This window comes from Deinococcus cellulosilyticus NBRC 106333 = KACC 11606 (genome assembly GCF_007990775.1).
GTDB classification, from domain to species: domain Bacteria; phylum Deinococcota; class Deinococci; order Deinococcales; family Deinococcaceae; genus Deinococcus_C; species Deinococcus_C cellulosilyticus.
In genome coordinates, this window is the sequence record NZ_BJXB01000050.1 from 1 (window position 1) to 22,471 (window position 22,471).

The 22,471-nt window shown below is 56.0% G+C and carries 17 protein-coding genes and 1 tRNA gene; 15 read left to right on the forward strand and 3 right to left on the reverse strand.

From position 1 onward, the window contains the following. The first annotated feature begins 111 nt into the window (after positions 1-111). Positions 112-187, forward strand: a tRNA-Gly gene (locus DC3_RS27485). A 126-nt stretch (positions 188-313) separates the two neighbouring features. Then, entirely contained in the window at positions 314-2,809 is a 2,496-nt protein-coding gene (locus tag DC3_RS27490) for a helix-turn-helix domain-containing protein (RefSeq protein ID WP_186816307.1), read from the forward strand. Between the two features lie 75 nt (positions 2,810-2,884). Here DC3_RS27490 and DC3_RS30070 read toward each other — a convergent pair whose 3' ends face one another. Then, positions 2,885-3,016, reverse strand: coding sequence for a hypothetical protein (locus DC3_RS30070; RefSeq protein ID WP_281292605.1), 132 nt, complete (start codon positions 3,014-3,016; stop codon positions 2,885-2,887). 258 nt (positions 3,017-3,274) lie between these two features. Between DC3_RS30070 and DC3_RS27495 the strand changes: the two genes are divergently transcribed. Next, on the forward strand, positions 3,275-4,180 hold the full coding sequence (locus tag DC3_RS27495) for an ATP-binding cassette domain-containing protein (protein ID WP_186816308.1): 906 nt from the start codon (positions 3,275-3,277) through the stop codon (positions 4,178-4,180). A gap of 6 nt (positions 4,181-4,186) precedes the next feature. Here DC3_RS27495 and DC3_RS27500 read toward each other — a convergent pair whose 3' ends face one another. After that, on the reverse strand, positions 4,187-4,981 hold the full coding sequence (locus tag DC3_RS27500) for a PaaX family transcriptional regulator (RefSeq protein ID WP_146891551.1): 795 nt from the start codon (positions 4,979-4,981) through the stop codon (positions 4,187-4,189). 116 nt (positions 4,982-5,097) lie between these two features. Between DC3_RS27500 and tgt the strand changes: the two genes are divergently transcribed. The 12 genes from tgt to uvsE all read left to right on the forward strand — a co-directional run bounded on the left by tgt (position 5,098) and on the right by uvsE (position 21,893). Then, a complete protein-coding gene (gene tgt / locus DC3_RS27505) occupies positions 5,098-6,249 on the forward strand; it encodes a tRNA guanosine(34) transglycosylase Tgt (protein WP_146891554.1) in 1,152 nt (383 codons plus the stop codon). 326 nt (positions 6,250-6,575) lie between these two features. Then, positions 6,576-9,977, forward strand: coding sequence for an S-layer homology domain-containing protein (locus DC3_RS27510; protein ID WP_146891557.1), 3,402 nt, complete (start codon positions 6,576-6,578; stop codon positions 9,975-9,977). A gap of 123 nt (positions 9,978-10,100) precedes the next feature. After that, entirely contained in the window at positions 10,101-10,817 is a 717-nt protein-coding gene (locus tag DC3_RS27515) for a tetratricopeptide repeat protein (protein WP_146891560.1), read from the forward strand. Positions 10,818-11,021: 204 nt separating this feature from the next. Continuing rightward, complete coding sequence (locus tag DC3_RS27520; protein ID WP_146891563.1) at positions 11,022-11,519, forward strand: MarR family winged helix-turn-helix transcriptional regulator; 498 nt, start codon at positions 11,022-11,024, stop codon at positions 11,517-11,519. Continuing rightward, positions 11,516-12,805: a TolC family protein gene (locus DC3_RS27525; RefSeq protein ID WP_146891566.1), complete on the forward strand. Its 1,290-nt coding sequence runs from the start codon at positions 11,516-11,518 to the stop codon at positions 12,803-12,805. The genes DC3_RS27520 and DC3_RS27525 overlap by 4 nt, the downstream gene beginning before the upstream one ends. Further along, positions 12,802-13,797: a TolC family protein gene (locus tag DC3_RS27530; RefSeq protein ID WP_146891570.1), complete on the forward strand. Its 996-nt coding sequence runs from the start codon at positions 12,802-12,804 to the stop codon at positions 13,795-13,797. Before DC3_RS27525 ends, DC3_RS27530 begins: the two co-directional genes overlap by 4 nt. Then, positions 13,797-15,017: an efflux RND transporter periplasmic adaptor subunit gene (locus DC3_RS27535; protein WP_146891573.1), complete on the forward strand. Its 1,221-nt coding sequence runs from the start codon at positions 13,797-13,799 to the stop codon at positions 15,015-15,017. Before DC3_RS27530 ends, DC3_RS27535 begins: the two co-directional genes overlap by 1 nt. Beyond that, positions 15,014-18,298: an efflux RND transporter permease subunit gene (locus DC3_RS27540; RefSeq protein ID WP_146891576.1), complete on the forward strand. Its 3,285-nt coding sequence runs from the start codon at positions 15,014-15,016 to the stop codon at positions 18,296-18,298. The genes DC3_RS27535 and DC3_RS27540 overlap by 4 nt, the downstream gene beginning before the upstream one ends. A gap of 242 nt (positions 18,299-18,540) precedes the next feature. Continuing rightward, entirely contained in the window at positions 18,541-19,083 is a 543-nt protein-coding gene (locus DC3_RS27545; RefSeq protein ID WP_146891579.1) for an ankyrin repeat domain-containing protein, read from the forward strand. Between the two features lie 194 nt (positions 19,084-19,277). Next, on the forward strand, positions 19,278-19,667 hold the full coding sequence (gene rplS, locus DC3_RS27550) for a 50S ribosomal protein L19 (RefSeq protein WP_146891581.1): 390 nt from the start codon (positions 19,278-19,280) through the stop codon (positions 19,665-19,667). A gap of 181 nt (positions 19,668-19,848) precedes the next feature. Further along, positions 19,849-20,829 (forward strand): malate dehydrogenase, encoded by a 981-nt coding sequence (locus DC3_RS27555; RefSeq protein ID WP_146891583.1) that lies wholly within the window; start codon positions 19,849-19,851, stop codon positions 20,827-20,829. A 107-nt stretch (positions 20,830-20,936) separates the two neighbouring features. Further along, positions 20,937-21,893: a UV DNA damage repair endonuclease UvsE gene (uvsE, locus tag DC3_RS27560; protein ID WP_246130833.1), complete on the forward strand. Its 957-nt coding sequence runs from the start codon at positions 20,937-20,939 to the stop codon at positions 21,891-21,893. On the opposite strand, the gene DC3_RS27565 is transcribed toward uvsE, so the two are convergent. Further along, a partial coding sequence (locus tag DC3_RS27565; RefSeq protein ID WP_246130834.1) for an RNA 2'-phosphotransferase occupies positions 21,881-22,471 on the reverse strand: 591 nt, incomplete at its 5' end. The two genes, uvsE and DC3_RS27565, sit on opposite strands and share 13 nt — an antisense overlap.

Sequence of the window (22,471 nt, forward strand, 5' to 3'; positions counted from 1 at the left end):
TTTTTTGTTTTTGTGCCCAAAAAGGGCAGGTGTTTAAGTGCAGTGCCAGAAGGAATTTTCGGGCCTTGACCTGAGAAAAAAGTTCTGTTATTGTGTTTGACGCTGTGGTGCGCGGGTGTAGCTCAGTTGGTAGAGCGCGACCTTGCCAAGGTTGAGGTCACGAGTTCGAGTCTCGTTACCCGCTCCAGAATCAAAAGAGAGCCGAAAGGCTCTCTTTTTTTGTTGATTGTGCCTGCGCTGTGGCGACCTTCAGCCAGAAGACCAGTCATCTGGTGCAGCACAGGACCGTCAAATTCATTACTATAGGATCAGGATGTCTCTCAGCGATTCCAGGTGGTTCAAACGCTTGCAGGGCCGCATGCTGCATCAAAGGAAGGTTCTGCACTTCAGGGCACCCCTGGAGTATGGTGCGCCTTACCTGATTGACGCATTGCGCAGCAAGCTTCCTCCTCTGGTCTGGTTTGAGCTCACAGATCGAGAGACCGGGGATCTGGTGGCACAGACCAACAAGCTGGTGGAGGCTTTCAACCGCACGGTTGGACAGAACATCATTGATTATGGGGTGACCCCCCTTTACATCGCAACCATATTGCAGCGATACGATGCCATTTTTGATCGCTATTGTTTTGTCTACTCCGGAGTAGAGGTGGTGCCTGGCCTGATGGAGTTGTTTCAGCAACTGGTTGAGCTTGGACACCAGGTGGTCATTCTGGGAGAGATGGACCTCTCTGGTGCTGATGTGGTGCCCAGAGAGGAGCTGTTGTTGACTCCTGCAGAAATGCTTGATCTTTCGGGTCTGGTTTTCCAGTTGTCCCAGCAAGTGGTGGACAGCCTGCAGCAGAAGAGCCTGGGGGTCTTTGAGACCTTCTGGGTGGAAGCGCACTTGCAGAAAGGCTGGTCGATTCCTCAACAGCCCTGTGCGGTGGGGCGCAGGTTGCCCAGAGGGTATGAGATTGAGATCAAACCTGCTTTTCTCTTGCCCATGTTGCTGAAGAAGGAGAAGTACCTTGAAGCTCTTGAGCTTGCAGTGGACAGTTTGCCTGAGCAGGTTCCAGGGTTTCTGGAGCGGGCAGCTTCCCGGCTGATTCTGCAGGGAGAGCATGAGCAGCTGTTCAAGACCCTGCAGAGGCTCCCAGAGGGGTTTCTTTCGCAGGAGGTGGTCCTGCGCTGGAGGCTGGAAGCAGCCTACCTGATGAACCAGCAGGAACGTCTCAGAACGGAAGTGCTGGACCATCTGGAGCAGCATGCTGCTCCAGATTTGCGGGCTCTGGCAGCCAACCTGTGGTTTTTTGGAGCAGAAGACCGGTTCAATGCTGAAGTTCAGCGTGCTGTAGAACAGAAACGTTCTGCTCTTACGGTTCTGGCACAGGCCAAAGCGTACCGCTGGCAGGTGCAGGGGCTCGGTGACATTCAGAAATATGTGGACCTGCTTTTTGAGGCCCTGCGTCTGGCAGAGCAGAGCAATGACCTGCTGATGGTGATTCGGGTGGCGGTGCAACTGCCTTATGGGCTCCTTCTGAACAACCAATTGCAGGAGGCCATGCACTGGGCAAACTGGTCCATGCAGTTCCTGAACAGCCTGCCTTTCATGAATGCTGTGGACAGGCTGTTCACCGTGAATGTCTGGTATTACACCCGCATTCTGAGTGGTCAGTTTGAGGGTCTCGAAGCGGCTCTCCAGGAGGCTTTGAGGCTGTCCAGGGCAACCAGTGAGATCATGACCTTCCACCTGAATTGCACCTGGACAGAATACTGCCTGATTGCAGGCCACCCTGAGCGTGCTCTGGAGTACTGGCTGGAATTGTGGCGCAACCACAACAGGCATGACAAAGGGCGTTTCGCCTATTATCTGGTGCGTCTGCTGGTGGCTCTGGGACGCGACAGAGAGGCAGAGAAATACGCACGTGAAGCGCTGGCACTCAATGCTGATGCACCTGCCTGGAAAAAGCGTTATGCCCATCTGGCTCTGGCCCTTTCGCTGGTGCGCCTGAATCCAGAAGAGGCGCTGCAGCACATTCATCTGGTTGAAAGTCCCAATCCTTTCAAATACACAGAGCGGGTGTGGGTTGCTGCTCCCCTCATCAAGAAGATCCTTCTGGAGAGGATGGGACTGCCTGAAGATCTTGAAGCCGACCCGCTGGAAACAGCCTACTTGCGCCAGTTGACCCTGCATGAACGTCTGGAGTATGTGGGCTCACTGAACCTGCTGAAAGATGCAGGCATGGAAGAAGCAAAACCGCAAGATCAACTCCTCATCCGCACCCTGGGCAGAACAGAGATCAGGTTGCGTGGAGAGGTGCTGGACCTCTCTCCAAAGCAGGTCGAGATCATTGTGCTGCTGGCCCTGCATCCTCAAGGCCTGTCTGGTGAGCAGTTGCTGCTGGAACTCTATGGGGATGAGGGCAGTTATGGCAACTTGAAAGCCCTGATTTCCAGGCTCAGGCGAACCGTGCCCATTCAATCTCAACCTTATAAACTGCAGTTGAATTACCGGGCAGATTTTCAGGAGTTGTTCGAAAGCATCCGGCAGGGAAGGGTCGATCAGGTGCTGGAGCTTTATGGAGGTCGCCTGCTGGAACAGTCCCGTGCTCCGGGAATCGAGAGCCTGAGGCAGGAACTGGAACGGCAATTGAAATCGCTGATTGAGAACACCCGGGATTCAGAGTGGGTCCTCAGGGTGGCTGAGAAGTTTGAGGATGATCTGGAGGTCTGGGAGCATCTGGCAGGCATCATTTCCAGACAGAGCCAGCATTATGCTTTTGTGCTGGCCAAGGTGAAGAGGTTGCGAGAAGACTGGGGTGTGGTGTGACCTGAACGGATTTCCCAGAGGGCTTCAGAAAAAACCGCCCCTCAGAGGGGCGGCCAGTCAGGGTATAGGTTGATCTCAACGGTGAACGGGTGCAACCACGTTCTTGGAAAAATCAGGTGGAGGCAGGAAGGTGGTGTCTCCTGCCAGTGCAGGGGCAGAAAGGGCACACAGCAGCACCAGAATACTCAATACACCTCTTTTTTTCATGTTCGGCCTCCTGTCATCAGGAGCGGACAGGGAGACAGGCCCTCCCTGTTGCTTCTGCAGATTTGCTTTCCCAAAGGAGCAAATCTTTGGAATGATATGTGTTCCCAGTAAAGACCATGCAGGGTTATCAGAAGGTTAATGGGATGCGCAACCCTGTGACAACCTGGAATTCTGTTTACTGAAAAAGCATGTCAGAAGGGGCTCATGGCTTGTTGGTCAATCGGATTTCTTCTGGCGTTTCACAGTCAGGTGGAATGGATGAAAGATTTGATTCTTGTTGAGGGAATTTCCCGATGGCACTGCAGGACCGTGGTGCTGCATGAGGTGGGTTTCAGGGTGCCCAGAGGTTTGTTAAGTGTGATCTCTGGTGCCCCTCGTTCTGGAAAGACCTCCATTCTGCGGGCGCTGCTTGGACATGAAAAAATCGATCAGGGACAGTGCCTGTTTCTTGACCCTGTGCTTGAAAGGCGCGACATGAAGCAGGTTTTGCGAATGGGACTGAATCCACCCTGGATTTTTCCCTGGGTCACCTGCATGGAATACCTCCATCATTTGAACCACTACCAAAAACTGCTTGATCCACAAGCGTGGGTGAAGACTGCACTGGGGAGGGTGGGCCTGCTTGCCATGGCCCATGTTCCCTTCTGGAAGCTGAACAGGGTTTCGCGGGTGAAACTGTGGATAGCTGCCCAGATGGTGCCACACAGCCCGTTGTTGCTGATGGATGAACCCATGAGGGGTTTACAGCCTGCTGAGCGTGAAGACATCTGGCTGGTGTTGCGGCGTCTGGTGTGGGAGGGACACTCGGTGCTGGTCACCACACCTTTTCTGGAGGAAGCAGAAGATTACGGAGAATATCTGGTGCTTCTGGACCGTGGCAGGGTGGTCATGGAGGGGGAATTTGCCCAGCTGACCCCACAAAGGCGGGTGGTCCTTGATGTCGAAGATGTGGCCGGGACAGCTGCCGCCCTGAGGGTGCTGGGTGTGGACTGTCAGATCCATGCAGGCGGTTGTGGTGTGACCCTGGACCTGAACATGGACCAGGCCCAACAACTCCTGCCCCTGCTTCTTCAGGCTGAGGTTCAGGTGCGTGACTGCCAGCCTGAGGATCTGGGCAGCCTTTATGGAAGGTTGCAGCTTCAGGCATCAATGGGTCAGGTGTGACTGTTTTCAGGGGTGCTCAGGCAGTTTGAGGGTGGCTGAAACAAAAGGGGCAGCCCGTTCTTTTAAAACAGCGCGCCTTTCCAGAAAGAGCTGGTGGGCCACCGATCCCCAGTCTGGGCTGGGACGCAATTCCACAGGGAAGCTGGGGTCGAAGAACAGGAATTTGCGGTAGGCATGCAGCATGCGAACAAACTCGTAAAAAGCTGCTCTGGGTTCTGAAGGGCAGGGGGCCTGCTCAAATTCCTGCAGAAAGGCCTGATAATAGGTGTTGATGTAAGCCAGATCCCAGGCGCTGGCAATGAGTTCCTGGTGGTTCTGGTGCAGGCGGGTGGCCTCAAAGATTTCCACTTCCTGCTCCAGCGTGTGGGCTTTTGCCAGATCAAGGGCATCTCTGGCTTTGGGATTGGGGCAGATCCACACGCCCCCTGTCAGCATGCCGAAGCCCATCAGGCTGAGTTCTTTTCTGAAGCGGTCCCGTTTTTCCCGTTTGCTTTCAGGGATGGTGTAGATCAGGACCCGCCACAGGCCATCCCAGTGGTTGGGTTCCTGTGGATACAGGCGTTCCAGAAGGCCATCGATGCGCCACTGCACGTCTTCGGTGATCCGGTAATAGCTTTTGCGTCCCAGTTTCTCTGCTTGCAGCCAGCCGTTGCGCTGGGCCCTGGAGATGGCGGCACGGACAGCGGGTTCATTGAAGCCCAGAACCTCCATCCATTCCAGGATGCTTCCCACCCAGATGGCTTCGCGCAATGGATTGACGTACTCTCCGAGAATGGTGAAGAGGGTAGAGCGTGCCCGCATGACTGTTTACTAGATTACACGACTTGCAGCAGAACGATCACTTTTCAGGCAGGGCAGATGGCACCGTCACACAATGTCTGCACGATGTTTCTGGGCGTCTGCGGTAAAGTGGTGGGGTGTTTGAGTTTGATATCCAGGCCACTTCTGGCCGTGCTCGCAAAGCGACCTTCCACACCCCACGTGGAAGTGTCACCACCCCGATGTTCATGCCTGTGGGAACCCAGGGAACTGTGAAAGGAATCAGTCCTCAGGAACTGCTGGACGTTGGTTCCCAGATGATTCTGGGGAACACCTACCACCTGATGTTGCGTCCAGGGGAGGAACTGGTCCGCCAGCATGGAGGACTTCCCGGATTCACAGCCTATCCGGGTCCTTTTCTGACCGATTCGGGAGGGTTTCAGGTGATGAGTCTGGGTCACATGCGCACCATCAAGGAGGAGGGAGTCACCTTCCGCAATCACCTGGATGGCAGTCTGGTGTACCTGACTCCTGAGCGTTCCATTCAGGTGCAGGAGGCGCTGGGGGCAGATGTGATCATGGCTTTCGATGAGTGCCCGCCCCATCCTGCGAGTCAGGAATACGTGAAAAACAGCCTGGAGCGAACCATCCGCTGGCTGGACCGTTGCCTGCAGGTCAAGACCCGTGAAGACCAGGCCCTCTTTGCCATTGTGCAGGGTGGGGTGTATGAGCACCTGCGTTTGCAGAGTCTGGAAGCCACCCTGCCTTTCAACACCCCTGGTTTTGCCATTGGAGGGCTGGCCGTTGGAGAGTCCAAGGAAGAGATGTACCCGATGGTGGATTTTACCGCGCGTCACCTCCCTGACAACAAGCCAAGGTACCTGATGGGTGTGGGACATCCAGAAGATCTGGTGGCTGCCATTGGCCTGGGGGTGGACATGTTTGACTGTGTTTATCCCACCCGGACAGGGCGTTTTGGGTATGCCCTGACAGATCAGGGACGCATCAACCTGAATAAGGCCAGCATGAGAACGGACATGCGCCCAGTAGATGAGACCTGTGACTGCTATTGCTGCAAGAATTACACCCGGGCTTATCTTGCACACCTGATGAGGGCCGAGGAAATGCTGGGTCCGCGCATGCTCTCTTTACACAATTTGCGTTATTTGCATCGTCTGGTGGACAAAGCTCGCGTTGCCATCGAGACGGATACTTATGTGGAGTGGGCCAGTGAATGGGGCAAAGTGTACTTCGGTGGAACGCTGCCAGCATGGTTTGAGCAGGCCTTAAGGGCTTCCTCAGATGAGTAGAAGCTGAGGATTTTCTGCGTTCATGAGAACGATTGTCAGGCTTGTCACAGGTTTTTGCTGTCAACACGGGTAAATTGATCCTTAATGCTAATGGCGTACTCTCATCTTCCGGTTGACCTATCGCACTGATGATGTGTATGATTAGCATGGTCTTTTGTATTGGAGCTTTACTTTTCTCGAGGAAAACTCAGAATTCGTTCCTCCATGCAACAGGCCTGCAGAAGTACCGACGCGTTCAACGACTCCGGGAGAGGAAACTCGGCAACTCGCCCCACCTGTGCAACCCGACGCTGAAGTACGGATGCGAACTTTATTAGGGGGTAAGTATGAAACTAAAAGCAGTTCTGGCCGTCACCGCCGCACTTTCTTTCGGTGGTGCATTCGCACAGGCCAACTTCAGCGACGTACCCGCCGGCCACTGGGCCAAAGACGCCGTTGACAAAATGGCCGCACAAGGCTGCATCATCGGTTTCCCCGATGGTACTTTCCGTGGAAATGAAAGCCTCACCCGTTATCAGGCTGCCCTGATCCTGGCCCGCTGCCTCCAGCAGGGTGCCGTTACCGGTGGCACGGATACCGAGACCCTCGAGTCCATCAAAAACGCCATTCAAGAACTGAGCAGCGAACTGGCTGCCCTCGGCGTGCGCGTTGCCGACGTTGAAGACAACGCCGCCACCAAGGATGACGTTGCTGCCCTCGAAGAGCGCGTTGCTGCTCTGGAAGGCGACAAGGATGTCATTGTTGACGGCGGAAGCACTGAAGGCCTTCAGGAACTCCAGGACGCCATTGATGCCCTGCAGGAAGCCCAGGACGCCCAGATCGCTGATCTGACCGCCACCCTGGACGACCTCGTTGCCCAGCTGGACGAACTCGCTGGCGCCCAGGAAGACCTGGCCTCCCGCGTGGAAGCCCTGGAAAACGCTGAGCCTGCCACCGGTGAAGACCTGAGCGGTGCTCTGGATGACCTCGCTGGCCAGATCGACGACCTGACCGCTGGTCAGGACGAGCTGACTGCAGGCCTCGAAGACCTGACCGCCACCGTTGACGAGCTGACCGCTGGCCTGGACGACCTCAACGCCCGCGTTGACGAACTCTCCGCTGCCAACGAAGAAACCGCTGCTGTGCTGGACGAAATCAACAGCCGCATCGAAGAGCTTGCTGGCGCCATTGATGACGTGAACGTTCGCGTTGACGACCTCGAAGGCACCGTGGGCGACGTCAGCACCACCGTTGACGGCCTGGGCGAGCAAGTCGAGTCCAACGCTGCCAGCATCGTCGCTCTGCAGGACCTGACCGTTCTGCTGAACGAAGACATCGTGGGTCTGGAAGACCGCATCTCCGCTCTGGAATCTGACAAAGCAGACGCCGCTGACGTGGATGCCCGCTTCACCAACCTGAACCGCGACCTCACCGACCTGACCAACCGCGTCACCGTCGTTGAGACCAACCTGAGCGACCTGCAAGGCAAGTTCAACACCCTGAACGGCACCTTCGGCTTCTCTGTGAGCGGTACCCTCTCCAGCACCTACTACGTCAGCCGCGTGACCGGCAGTGACTTTGACATTGACCGCCTGATCCCTGGCACCAAGTTCAGCACTGGTGTTGACGGTGATGGCGACGACACCACCAAAGACCGTGCCTATGACTGGACCGACTTTGAAGGTGGAAGCAACCGTGGCAAAGTGACTGGCAATGGTTTCACCAGCCCCGTCTTTGATGGAGATGTCACTGGAGACACCAAAACCAGCCTCAGCCTGTCCCTGGACTTCGCCAACCGAGGTCTTGAAGGCAAGAGTGCTTATGCTGGAGCTCAAGCCAGTGACACCCAGGCTTTCAATGTGCACAAAGTGATTGCCGAGTTTGGCATTGACGATCTCGACGCTGGAGACATTGAAGCTGATCCAGATGCCGGTGATGATGATAAAGGCCGCATTCCCCTGCGCTTCTACATCAAAGGCATCACCACCCAGTTCGACATTGCGGGCAACCCCATCAAGTTCACCATCGGTGAGAACCTGAAGACCAAGTTCACCGAAAACGTCTTTGATGCTGATGACGCTGGCTTTGGCGATGGCTACCTGGCCCAGGTGGATGGCAGTTCCCTCCCCGGTCTGGGCGCTTTCTCTCCCAAACTGGTTGTTGCCTATGGTCACAAGAGTGCTCTTCTGTCTGACGAAAAAGCTGGTGACAATCCTGCCACCCCTGGCGTTGAAGAGAACGGTTACTCTGTGCCCGTTGTCGAGAATGATGCCTACGTGCGCGGTGTGCGTGCAACCATCAGCCCTGTCACCGATGTGACTCTGGGAGTTTCTGCTGCCCAGATCGGCAGTGACGTTCAAAGCCCTGACGTTTCCTTTGAGCATACTGTGTTTGGCGCTGACCTGAATGCAAAAATTGCTGGCTGGACCATCAGCAGTGAATACGCTCAGGAGAAATACACGGATACTGTGCTGGATGATCCTGCTTTCACCGATGAAGATTCTCTGTTCTTCGTGAAAGTGGGCGGTGCTGTTGGTCCTGTGACCCTCAATGCCAACTACCATGCTGTTTCTGATGACTTTAACGGTCTGCAGTTCGATGCCAATGACAAGCACAGCCAGACTTTTGCTGACAACAGCAGAGGGTTTGCTGTTGATGCTTCCGTGGCACTGGGCGGCTTCGGCGTCAAGGGTTACTTCGCACAAGAAGCCCTGTTCACCGATGCCACTGTCAACCTGACCCAATATGGTGCCAGTGTTGATGGACAGGTCAGCATCATCAAACTGGGTGCTTACTTCGATGGTCTGCAGGGCAGCAAGTTCACTGTTGACCCCGATGGCAACGGCCCTCTGGTCGACACCAACGGTAACGGCATTCCCGATACCGTGTCTGAGAAAGGCGTCAGCGACACTGCTGTCAACAACGCCACCCGCTTTGGTGTGACTGCTGGCGTGAACCTTGCTGGCTTTGACATCAAGGGTTACTACCAGAACGTGATGGTGGATGGCGTGACTGTTGCTGGAGTGCCCAAACTGCACCCCGACAATGCCACCCCCTTCTCTGCCAAAGGTGCCTGGGCTGAAGGCGACCAGACCACCAAAGCTGGTGTGGATCTCAGCGGTGCTGTTGCTGGCCTGAATGTCAAAGCTGGCTTCATGATTGACAGCGGTACCCCTTACATCACCGCTCCCAGCAGCTGGGTCGCTTCTGACTTCGACCGCACCACCATTTACGCTGATGTGGACACCAGCCTGACCGCTGGCATTCTGACCCTCAAGCCCGAAGCTCACTACAAGAGCGTTCAGGATGCGGATGCTGGTACCGATGACACCACCATGTTCTCTGTGGGACTGTCTGCCAAGACGGCAACCCTTGCCACCTTCCTGGCTCCTTCCTTCAATGCCAACATTGGTTACTACCAGAACCAGCACACCGACAAGTCCAACTTCACCTCCAGTGTGCTGAACTACAGCCTGGGCGTGAAGTCTGATGCCTTCCTGTTCGACAAGAGCACCCTGGCTGTGACCTGGGCTGGCTGGCAGGGCAAGAACCGCAAGTACATTCCCTTCAGTGGTACCACTGCTGGCTACTTCGAAGATGCCGCTGTGGGCGACATCACCCTGGGTGGCATCTACGCCGAGTGGAACTACTGGGATCTGAACTTCGCTTACGGTGACTTCACCCTGAACGAAGCTGGCGCAGTGAGCAACGGCCAGGCCTTCAAGATCAGCTACAAAGTCAAGTTCTAAACCTGACTTCTCAAGAAACTCCGGGGGACGCCCCGGAGTTTCTTTTTGTTTTCAAATGTTTGCTGGCAGGTCAGCAGATCTTTTTCTACTGTTCCTTTCAGCTGTGCATGATATGGTGCAAGTATGCGATTTGCGGGAATGGTGCTCTGGGGAATCCTTTTGCTGGGAATGGCACAGAGCCAGGGTCTGAATGGGATTCGGGACCTGATTGAGAATGGAGATCTGGGTACCGCCCGGACAAGGTTGCAGTCTGTGTTGAACAGTGAACCAGCCACAGCCAGAATCTTGATGGCCCGGGTGCTGTATCTGCAAGGAGATCCAACACAGGCCCTCAGCCAGCTGAACAAGGTGCCTCTTGCCCAGTGGACAGCCGAGGCTTTCTGGGTGAGGGGTCTGGCCCAGGCAGAACTGGGCAAAGCTGCCGAGGCCCTTTCTAATTTGAAATCTGCAGGTTATCTGGGGAACAATTACCAGTATGCGATGGATTGGGGGGCCACCGCCTGGCGGTTTGGTCGTCTGGAGGTGGCAGCTGAGGCATTTGCTTTTGCTGAAGCGCTGGATGCTTCTGAGCCCTGGCCTTTTTTGAACCTTGGAATGGTTTTGTTTTCCCAGAAGAAACCACAGCAGGCCCTGCAACACCTGCAGCAGGGGCTTGGCGCTCTGGAGCGATTGGGACAACCATTGAACCATCCAGCGTATCCAGAGCTTTATTACTGGATGGGCCAGTGCCATCAATCCCTTGGAGATCTGGGGCGTGCCCGTGAATTTTACCGTCAGGCCATCACTGTTGATCCAGACTACACTGCAGCTTCGAGTGCTCTGGCAGAACTTCGGCGTTGAGTTTGCTGCAGCAAGGCAGCTGGGGTTGTCCTGGCAGCTGAATCCTGATCTGGAGCATGACACTTGTCATCCCTGACAGGTGACATTGTGCTCTTTTTTCTCTGACTGCAGCACTTTAACCTGCACCTGTGGATCTTAAGCTGCAGTTCAGTTTCTTGTGCGCCAAATCACGATTGATGTTTCTGGATCTGAAATAATCGATTTGTGAATATTTCGGATTCCGAAGCAATCAAAAGCTGGGACCCCCTGTTTTTGCAGCTGGCAGAGGGACACCTGCGTTTGATGTATCTCTCGCACATGTATGTGGGGAAGGTGCTGGAAGAGCATGGCCTGCACCACATCCACTACGCCATGCTGCAGGTCGTTGGGGGAACACTGCCGTACAACAAACTCGAGCTTCCAGTGAGTGTCAGTGACATTGCACGCAGCATCGGGCTGACTCCGGCAACCAACACAGCCCTGATTGACCGCCTGGAAAAGATGGAGTTCCTGGAACGCACGCCAGATGCCACTGACCGGCGGGTGATCCGTGTGCGCCTCCTCCCAAAGGGGGGGGAAGTCCTCCAGAGCCTGGAGGATTATTGGAACCAGCATGCCCATGAGCTGTTTGCGGGCATCTCCAGAACAGACTTGCAGGTGGTGGTTCAGGTGATGGACGCCCTGGAGCACTGGTATGTGCAGAACATGAAGGAGAAATTGTGATTCGAACATGGCTGTTGTTGGGGCTCACCCTGGGGCTTGGGATGGGACAGGCCCAGAGCTGGGTTCAGGAACTCTTGAAGCATCCCAGCCTGCAAAGTGCAAGTTTGCAGGTGAGGGCAGCCCAGGCACAACTGAACGCCCTGGGTTCTCCGGTGACCCTGGTGGGCCAGGGCGGGTATCAGAGCACCGATTATCTTGATCCGCCATCGTCATTGCCCCCTGCAAGTGCAGCTGCCTGGCCCAAAGACAAGAGTGGCTGGGATGCGAGCATCACTGCGGCATTTCAGCTTTTTCCCTATGGGGACACTGCTGACCAGATCAGCAGGGCAAAGATAGGGGTGCAGCAGGCACAACTGGGGTTCCGGGTGGCCTTGGCCCGTGCTGAAGTGCAGGTCATGACTGCTGCTTACCAGTTGCAACTGGCCAATCAGGGACGCACGCTGGCCAGGAATGCGGAACAACTGGCCCTCAAGAGCCTGGAAGTGGCAAGGCTGAGGTCCAGCAAAGGAGGCATCAGTGCTGCAGAATTGCGTGATTCGGAAAATGCCTACCAGCAGGCACAGGAGCAGCTCAGAACAGCGGATGAAAATGCCCGTCTGGCCGAAATGAACCTGAAATCCTGGGTGGGAAGTGCACAGGTGCAGGTTCCTGAGACGCTTGCTTTTCCAGCTTCGACCCTCACTGCAGAGCAGCAAAATGCCCTTTTTGCCTTTGAACAGACCCGCATTCAGGTGGAAGCAATCAAGCGTCAGTTTTTTCCTGTAATGAATGCCAGTTACACCTATCAGGCAGACGACAGCAGTGTCCTGAACTTCTCCATGAATTCGTCCAACCTGCAGCCTGCCCTCACCTACAATTACCAGTCCAATCCTGATGGAGCCAAGGTGCTCAACTCACAGCTCAAACTGGGATTGAAGTTCACCCTGACCCCCTCTATAGGTGAAGCCCTGGGTGCCGCAGATGCACAGATGGCGGCTGCAGAAGCCACCATCAAAAACGCTGCAGTATCACGGGAAATTCAGGAAGCAGGACTGAAACTGCGCCATGAGCAGGCCATTCGTGCCCTGGCCCTGAAAACCCAGGCTGTGACCAATGCCACCCTGTCCCTGTCTGAAGCCCAGAAACGTGAAGAACTGGGCCTCAGCAGCCCCTTGCAGACCCTGAAAGCCATTCTGGACCTGAGTCAGGCGCAGCTTGCCGAGCAGCAGGCCCGCATGGATGTGCTGTCCCGTGTGCTGGACGCTTACCAGTTTTACGCCCTTCCCCCCATCGAGGTGAACCCATGAAGAAAATGCCAAAGACCCTGTTTGTGATGATGTTCCTGGCCAGCGGTGCCTTCGCCCAGCAGTACACCCTTCCTGAAGCCCTCAAGCAGGTTGATAAGGTGGGCAGTGTGGTGCTTGCCAAACTGGAAGTGGAAGATGCCCAGGCCAACCTGACCCGCACCCTCTCTGATCCCCTGCTCACCCGTCCCACCGAAATTCAGGCACGCCAGAGATTGAAAACCGCCCAGGTGAAGTATGACGATGCGGTGCGTCAGGCGCAGTCCCAGATTGTCAGTGCCTACACGGGTGTGCTGGAAGCCCAGGAGCAGGTGACCCTGGCCGAAAAATCCACCGATGTGCTGGAGCAGGCCCTGAAGATCGCCCAGATCCGCCAGAAGAATGGCAGTGGTACGGCACTGGATGTCAGGGATGCCGAAAGACAGCTGGCAGATGCTGAAAAGAACGTTGCAGCTGCCAAAAACGGACTGAGCCTCTCCAAACAGAACCTCGCCAACCTGATCGGCAAGTTTGAGAAAATCGGGGAGCAGCTCAGCCTGCCTGAGCTGCCCAAGAGTGACGCCATCGCACAGATTGTGGAGCGCAGCCCCAACACCCTGCAACTTCTGCAGGCCGTGGAACTGACCCAGATGCAACTTGATTTGCTTGATCCCAGTTATGCTGCCCAGACCCAGATTGACAGTGCAAAAAGCAGCCTGACCCAGGCCCAGCAGAACCTCTCGGACATCCGCAATAGTTTGAAAGTGCAGGCCCAGAGCCTGTACGACAACCTGCTGTCTGCCCAGAAGGGTTATCAGGTGGCTGTGAAAGCCCGAGAGAACGCCAGAGAACAACTGGCGAGCCAGAAAAAACGCCTCTCTGGAGGACTGATCAGCCCCTTTGACTTCATGCGTGCCGAACTGACCGACATGCAGGCCGAGCTGTCCCTGGTGCAGGCCCGTGACAATTACCTGAAAGCCTACTACGCCTTCCTGGCAGGTTCAGGAGGACGCTGATGCCTAAACTGTGGCTCCTCGGGATCAGTGCGGCCCTGCTGCTGGCCGCCTGCACGCCCAAAGACAAGGAGCAGTCTGAGACCACCCCGCCCAAACAGGTGGTCCAGCAGGAACTCACCCGCAAGGTGCAGGTGGTGACTGCGTCTTATGGGGTGCTCAACAGCCCCCGTACAGTCAGTGTCACCCTGAACCCTGTGAAAGAAAGCTTTGTGGGAAGCACCGGAAGTGGTCAGGTCAGGGCCATTCTGGCTCCAGAAGGCACCCGCGTGTCTGCAGGACAGACGGTCATTGAGCTGGACACCGACCAGCTGAGCACCCAGGTCAGCAATGCCGAACTGGCCCTCAGGTCGGCCCAGATCAACCTGGAGAAGGCCAGACGTGCGCAGCAGGAGAACGTCAAACTGCTGCAATCGCAACTGGTGACGGCCCAGCAGAGCCTGCAAATCGCACGGAAGCGCTACAACGAAGGGCTGGAATTGCAGAAGGTGGGAGGAATTGCTGCTCTTGACCTGCAGAACCTGAACCTGAATGTCAGCAACGCACAGAATCAGATGCAAAACGCCCAGGACAGCCTGACCCGCACCCAGCGTTCCAGTCAGGAGGACCTTGCCCTGCTGGAAGTGCAGGTCAGTCAGGCCCAGAACCAGCTGCAAAATGCCCGCAAAGCCCTGGGGGATGCCCGGGTGAAGGCACCTTTCAATGGGGTCATCAACGAGGTCAGTGTGAATGTGGGAGAGTTCCTCTCCACCGGAGCACGGGCTTTCCGGATTTCTGACCCCTCCACCCTGGAAGGGGTGTTCAGGTTGCCCCCTGAGCAAGCTGGCCAGTTCACTGCCGGTACTCCTCTGATGCTGAAGTTCTCTGGCAAAGATTACAGTGCGAAACTGGTGCGCCAGAGTCAGGTTCCCGGCCAGGACCGCCTGATCGAACTGGTGGCCCGGGTGAATGCTCCTGAAATTCCAGCGGGCAGCACTGCCACCCTCTCCTACGACCTGCGTATTGCCAAAGGGACGGTGGTGCCCTCCAGTGCCATCCGTGTGACCGAAGGGGAAAGCCAGGTCTTTGTGATCAAAGACAGTGCTGCCACAGCGGTGAATGTGAGCCGCCTGGGTGAAGCCGATGGCAAGGTGGCCCTCTCGGGTCTGGAAAACGGCCAGAAAGTCATTTATCCCCTTCCTGCGGAACTGACCAGTGGTACCAGGGTTGAGGTGGTGCAGTGAGAGAAAGCCCGATCGTCAAGTTCTTCGTGAACCGTTTTGTGTTTGCGACGGCGATCTTCGGGGCACTGATTCTGGTGGGCATTCTCAGCTTCAGGGGAATCGGGGTGGATGTGCTCCCCAAATTCGAGGTGCCCGTGGTCGCAGTGATCACCACCTACCCTGGAGCAGGCCCTGAAGAAGTGGCCAACCAGGTCTCCAAGCCCATCGAGGATGCGCTGGCAACGCTGCCCGGAATTGACTCTCTGAGTTCGGTGAGCAGCGAGAACGTTTCACAGGTGATTGTGCAGTTTGATTACGGCAAGGACGTGGATCAGGCTGCTGTGGAAGTCTCGCAGCGGGTCAACAGTGCCCGCAACAGCATCCCTTCTGATGCGAATGCCCCGGTGGTGGAAAAGTTTGATCCCACCGGACAGCCGATCCTTTCGGTGGCCCTCAGTGCACCAGGAAAAGATCTGCTGGATGTCTCCGATTACGCCGAAGACACCCTCAAACTGAAAATCCAGCGGGTGGATGGGGTGACCGGGGTGACCATCAACGGTGCCCCCAAACGCCAGGTGCAGGTCCTGATGGACCCGGCGAAACTTGCCAATTACCGCCTGACCCCCTCCCAGATCTCCCAGTCGATTTCTGCGAACAGCCTGAACCTTGCGGCTGGATCGAGCAACGTTCAGGGAGAGCGCATCACCTACACCCTGCGCAACACCGCAAAAACTCCAGATGATGTGGCAAACATTGTCATTGATTCTTCCCGTGGACTGAGGGTGCAGGATGTGGCCGTGGTGCGGGACACCAGTGCTGAACTGGAAACCTACAGCCGGGTGAATGGCGAGCCCGTGATCACCCTGTCTGTCCAGAAAGGCAGCGATGCCAACAGTGTCGCTGTGGCCGAGGGCATCCGTGAAGCCCTCAAGGAATTGAAACTTCCTGCCGGATACAAAACCACCATCGTGTCTGACACCACCGAGGCGATCAAACTGCAAGTGGAGGACACCTGGAAAGATGCCTTCCTGACCATCATCGTGGTGAGCATTGTCTGCCTGGTCTTCCTGGGGAAACTGAACACCGTGTTCTCTGTGGTGCTGGCGATCCCGATTTCCATTCTGGGAGCCATCATCATGTTCCAGGTGCTGGGGTTCACCTTCAACATCATCTCCCTGCTGGCCATCATTGTGGCGGTGGGGATCGTGGTGGACGACTCCATTGTGGTTGCAGAAAACGTTGAGCGTTACCGCCGGATGGGGTTTGACCTCAAAGACTCGGTGTTGAAAGGGGCCAGTGAGGTGACCAGTGCGGTCTCGGCCTCCACCCTTTCACTGATGGCCGTGTTCATTCCAATCAGCTTTCTGCCTGGCATTGTTGGGCAGTTCTTCCAGCAGTTCGGGATTGTGCTGGCAGCTGCAGTTGCAGTTTCCTGGGCTGAAGCTTTGTTCTTCCTGACCGTGCGCATGGCGTACTTCCCGGACCCCAAAGAACTGACGTTCAGGGAAGCGTTGGCCCACACCCTGGGTCCCAGAAACTTCATGCACGGCCTGACCACCTTCTGGAAAAAGCCTTTTGCATGGGTGCTGTTCATTGCCCTGGGTGCGCTCCTCTATCAACAGGGACCTGTATACCTGCTGGGGCTTCTGGCCTTCCCAGTCATTTATGCCCTGCTGGTGTATGTTTTCAACATCTTCTTTGAGATGTTCAATGCCACCTCCAGCAACCTGCATGAACTGAACAACCGGGGTTTCAACGGGTTGCAGAACGTGTATGCACGCATGCTGGACGGAGGATTGCGTCGGCCCTGGATCATCATTGTGCTGGGTGTGCTGACCCTGGCTTCCATTGGAATCGTGGGACCGAAAATCCCCTTCAACTTCACCCCCAAGAGCGACAACAGCATCATCATCGTGAACTTCAAGCAGCCCAAAGGCAGCAACCTGTTCAGCACCAACGAAAACATCAGGAAGCTGGAAAACTACTTCCTGCAGAAGCCTGAAGTCAAAGTGGTGGAAACGCAGGTTGGGACCAACGGCCCTGAACGCGCCTCTCTGACCGTGGAACTGGTCAAGAAACACGAACGCTCCAAGGACGTGTATGGTCTGGCAGAGGATTACCGCAAGGATGTGGCTGAGCTGTACGCCAAAAACCCGCAGGTGGATGTGAAACTGCAGATTCCGCAGGGTGGCCCTCAGGGTGAGAGTGACATCGCCTATTTCCTGAAAGCGCCCACCCCGGAGATGCTGGATGCCCGCACCGAAAAGATGATGGAGGTGCTGCGCTCGAAGGCCTACACCACCGACGTGCGCAGTGACCTCTCGGAGACCACTCCTGAGCAAATTTTTGTGCCAGACCGTGAAAAACTGGTGGGCACGGGCATCACCCCGTTTGACATTGCCAGCACCCTCAAGACCTTCAATTCTGGGTCTGAAGCTGGTGTGGTGCGCCGCAGTGGGGAAGAGTACAAGGTTGTGCTGCGTGCCGATCCGGGCGTGGTGGGCAACCAGTCTGCCCTGCTCTCCCTGCCGATCTATTCTCCTGTGCTCCAGCAGGCCATTCCCATTTCTTCTCTGGGCAATTTTGAGTCTGGTCGTGCTCCGGCCCGTCTGACCCGACAGGACCAGCAGTACGGCACCACCATCTATGCCAACCTGCGTCCTGGCGCTCCTGGTCTGTTCCAGGTGCAGAGTGAGCTGCAAAAAGAATTCAAGGACCAGAAGGTCATTGACGATCAGGTGACCATTGAAGAGGATGGAGGCAGCGCCTTTGTGGGTGACCTTGCCAGTGCAGCCCCCTTCGCTTTCGGACTGGCATTGATCCTGAACTTCCTGGTGATTGCAAGCCAGTTCAACAGTTTCCGTTACCCCTTCTACATCCTGCTGCCCATTCCTCTTGCTCTGGTCGGTGCCTTCTGGTTCAGCTACTGGTTTGGCACAGGCCTGGATGTGGTGAGCGTGCTTGGAACGGTGCTGCTGATTGGTCTGGTGACCAAGAATGCCATTCTGCTGCTGGACTTCGTGGTGCGTGAAGCCAGAAGCATGGACCTGAGAGAGGCCCTGGTGGAGGCTGCCAAACTGCGTCTCAGGCCCATTCTGATGACCACCATCACCGTGCTGGTGATTTCCCTGCCCCTGATTCTGGGCCTGGGAGAAGGGGGAGAGCTGCGCAAACCCCTCGGGGTGATTGTGCTTGGCGGTGTGCTCACGGGAACCGTCCTCACCCTGTTTGTGGTGCCGGCAGTGTTCTACCTGTTCGAGCGCAAGCGTTTTGAGCGTGGCGAACGCCTCATTGCAGAGTAAAGGGCCAGTACAGCCCTTTCGCAGAGGACCCTGGAAACAGGGTCCTCTGGCTTTTGCGTGCATTCCCATGAAACTTTCAAAATCCTTCAGTGAACATTTTGGACTGAATCCAAGAGTTTGCCGCTGGAAGCTGAAAAACCCGAATTTTAGCAGAGGAAATGGTTTTTCAGGTGACCTTCATCACTGAGAATTCTCAGGAGTCCGTCACACCCTTTGGAAAAAATGCCCCCTAGAATGACCCTATGAAGCAGGAAGAGCAGAACAGCTTTGTGATGGCTGCACACCACGACCTGAACAAAGTCAAACAACTGCTCCAGAACAACCCCGGACTGATCGAAGCCCGGGCGAGCTGGAACGAAACACCTCTTGGGGCCGCAGCCCATGTGGGGAACAAAGACATCATGGCTTACCTGCTCGAGCAGGGGGCCAGACCGGACATCTGTGCCTGGGCGGCACTGGGCAACCTCGATGAAGTGATGCGTACCGTTCGCAAACATCCGGAGTGCGTGCGGGCCAGAGGAGCCCACAACCTCAGCGTGGTCTTCCATGCCATCATGGGCGGCAACTTTGAAGTGCTGAAATGCCTTGTGAAACATGGCGCTCCGGTCAATGAACCCGAAGGCACCCTCACCCCCCTGCATGTCGCCGTGGTCAAAGACGACCGTGAAGCCGTGGATTTCCTGTTGCAACACGGAGCAGACAGACGCATCCGCGACCGTGAAGGAAAGACACCTCTGGAAAGGGCACAACTGATCGGGGCCAGGGTGGTGGATTTGCTCAGATAGATGCCGACGGCCCGCTTCGCGCTGGGTCGCTCGGCTCTCGGCAGAAATCAAAGCCCCTCTGGACTCTCCACCCAGACCCGTGATATCATTTTTTTTACGTGCCGAAACGGCATGAAGTAAAAGTGAACAATGACTCCGCCCTTTTCGGGCCTTTTTTCTGGAGCATTGGTCCGCCTTTTGCGAAGGAGAAGATCATGACCATCAACCGTGGCAGCATTCTGCGCAGCGTGACCCAGGCGCAAATCCGTACCGACATCCCCGAATTCCGCGCTGGTGACACCGTCCGTGTGGACACCAAAGTGGTCGAAGGCAACCGCACCCGTGTGCAGGCTTTCGAAGGCGTTGTCATTGCTGTGAACAACAGTGGCGCTGGAAAGAGCTTCACTGTGCGCAAGATTTCCTTTGGTGAAGGTGTGGAGCGTGTGTTCCCCTTCAACAGCCCCATCATCCAGGGCGTGACGGTGCTGGAGCGCGGTAAAGTGCGTCGCAGCAAACTGTACTACCTGCGTGAACTGCGTGGTAAAGCCGCCAAGATCAAAGCCGATCGTGGCCGCATGCTGCAGGCCGGCAAAAAAGAGAAATAAACCTGCAAAGGTTTGGGAAAGAGGAGCTGAAAGGCTCCTCTTCGTTTTTGTGTATGTTTGAAAGGTCCATTGTCTGGATGATGTTTCCACTCTGGTGACGGATTGGGACATTTATGGTTTGAAAGCCCGGGACGAAAGCCTTAACATTGGAAAGGTTAACCTCGGTTAAAGGAGATTCAAAATGAAAACCCCTGTAAGAGTTGCAGTGACCGGAGCCGCAGGACAGATTGGCTACAGCTTGCTTTTCCGCATCGCCTCGGGTGAAATGCTGGGCAAAGACCAGCCTGTGATCCTCCAGCTTCTGGAAATTCCCCAGGGCCTGAACGCCCTGAAGGGTGTGGCCATGGAACTCGAAGACTGCGCTTTCCCCCTGCTGGCTGGAATTGTGCAGACCGATGACCCCAACGTTGCCTTCAAAGACGCAGATTACGCCCTGCTGGTGGGTGCCCGTCCCCGCAGCAAAGGCATGGAGCGCAAGGACCTGCTGGAAGCCAACGGAGCCATTTTCACCGTGCAGGGCAAGGCCATCAACGATGTGGCTTCCCGCAATGTCAAGGTGCTCGTGGTCGGCAACCCTGCCAACACCAACGCCCTGATCGCTGCCAAGAGTGCCCCTGACCTCTCCCCCCGCCAGTTCCACGCCATGGTGCGTCTGGACCACAACCGCGCCATCTCCCAGATTGCTGGCAAACTGGGCGTTCCCTCAACGGATGTGGAAGACGTGATCATCTGGGGCAACCACAGTGCCACCCAGTACCCCGATCCTTACAACGCCAAGGTGAACGGCAAGTCTTTCGCCGAGCAGGTTGATGAAGAGTACCTCGTGAACGACTTCATCCCCACCGTGCAGAAGCGTGGTGCTGCCATCATCGAAGCCCGTGGCCTGTCCAGTGCTGCCAGTGCTGCCAGTGCTGCCATCGACCACATGCGCGACTGGGCTCTGGGCACGGGTGACAAGTATGTCTCCATGGGTGTTCCCAGTGACGGAAGCTACGGCATCCCTGAAGGCGTGGTCTACGGTTACCCCTGCATCTGCAAAGATGGCGACTATGAAATCGTTCAGGGTCTGCCCGTGAATGACTTCTCCCGCGAGCGCATGCAGGCCACCCTGCAGGAACTGCAGGAAGAAGCCGCTGCCATCGCGCACCTGTTCGCCAAGTAAAGTCTAAAGTCTGTTTTTCAGGGCAGGATTGCCTTCACAATAGAACGGCCCCCTCCAGTCAAAGGAGGGGGTTTTTGTGCTCCAGGTGACAGTGCAGCAGGGTTTCAGTGTCTCTGCTTGCTGTGGTGATGGGTTTTCCCGGGCAGAATACCCCTACTGTGAAAAAGCCCCTGCCTGAACTCGGTCTGGTCTGTATCACCTGCGGTCCTGAGGTGCGGTACCGGACCATGACCCTTGCCCGCTACAAACAGTTTTCCGAAGAGGAGCAAAAGAGCAGGCTCTCTGAGCTGTACCAGAGTAACCTGAACATGCTGCTTTACGCGCTGGATTTTGTTTCGAAAGAAGGTTGGAAGCTGTACCGGGTGACGGCAAACCTCTTTCCCCTGAGCGATCTGGAAGACGGTCTGGGGAAAAGCTTGCTCTTTGACATGAAAGATCGGCTTGCAGAGGTGGGGCAGAAGGCAGAGCGTCTGGGCATCCGGGTGGGGGTGCATCCAGACCAGTTTGTGGTGCTCAGTTCCGAATCCGAGCGGGTCATTCACAACAGCGTGCAGCATCTGGAACACCACGGCCTTGTGATGGATTTGCTGGGGCTTCCCAGGTCAAGCTGGGCCTTCATGAACATCCATGGTGGAAAAGGGGGCAGAGGGTTCAAACTGGTGGAGACCATTCATACCCTCTCTGATGCTGTGAAATCCAGGCTCACCCTGGAGAATGACGAGAAAATCTATTCTGCCAGAGAGATTTTCGAGGCATGCATTGCTGCAGGGGTTCCGATGGTCTTTGATGCCCACCACCATGTGGTCAAAGAGAAACTGCCTTCGCTGTCCGATTCCAGCATCGAGCAGTGGGTGAAGCTCGCCCGTGAGACCTGGCCTGATCCTTCCTGGCAGGTGGTGCATCTTTCGAGTGGCCGGGAGGGCCTGCACGACAGCAGGCACCACGACCTGATTCTGGATTTTCCAGAAGCGTTGTGGGATGCTCCCTGGATTGAGGTGGAGGCCAAAGCCAAAGAAACAGCCATCCGGGGGCTGAGGGCCGCACTCCAAAGTCAGGAAAAATAAAGGTCCAGATACTGCGGGGGCACCTGCTCGGTGAGCCAGACCCCGTTGTCTGAGACGTAAAAGACGTATCCATCCCGGTGCATCTTCTGGGCATTGATGGTGAGGATCAAGGGTTTTCCTCTGCGCTGCCCCACTTTCTGGGCGGTTTCGAGGTCCAGTGAGAGGTGCACATGCTGGCGGTCTCCTTTTTTGAGGCCCTCTTGCATGATGCTGTCCAGAAAACGCTCAACGGTGCCGTGGTACAGGGTCTCTGGAGGCTCTACAGGAGGGAGTTCCAGATCCACTTTGATGGAGTGGCCCTGGTTGGCCCGGATCTTGCTGCCGTCCTCGGAGAAGGAGAAGCGCTGTTTCTGGCTGTCCCTGACGATTTTCTGCAGGGCTTTCAGGTCAAATCTGGGTTCCTTCGATCTGACGGCTTTGACAAGGAGGTCGGTTTCCACCCAGCCTGACGCGTCCATGTGCAGGTTCAGCGTTTCAGGGGAATGCCTGAGCAAAAAAGACAATAATTTTTCAAGTTTCGTCCAGTCCATGAGGGTATGGTAGAGGAGGGGACGGGCCTGATCCAGACCTGTTTGGCC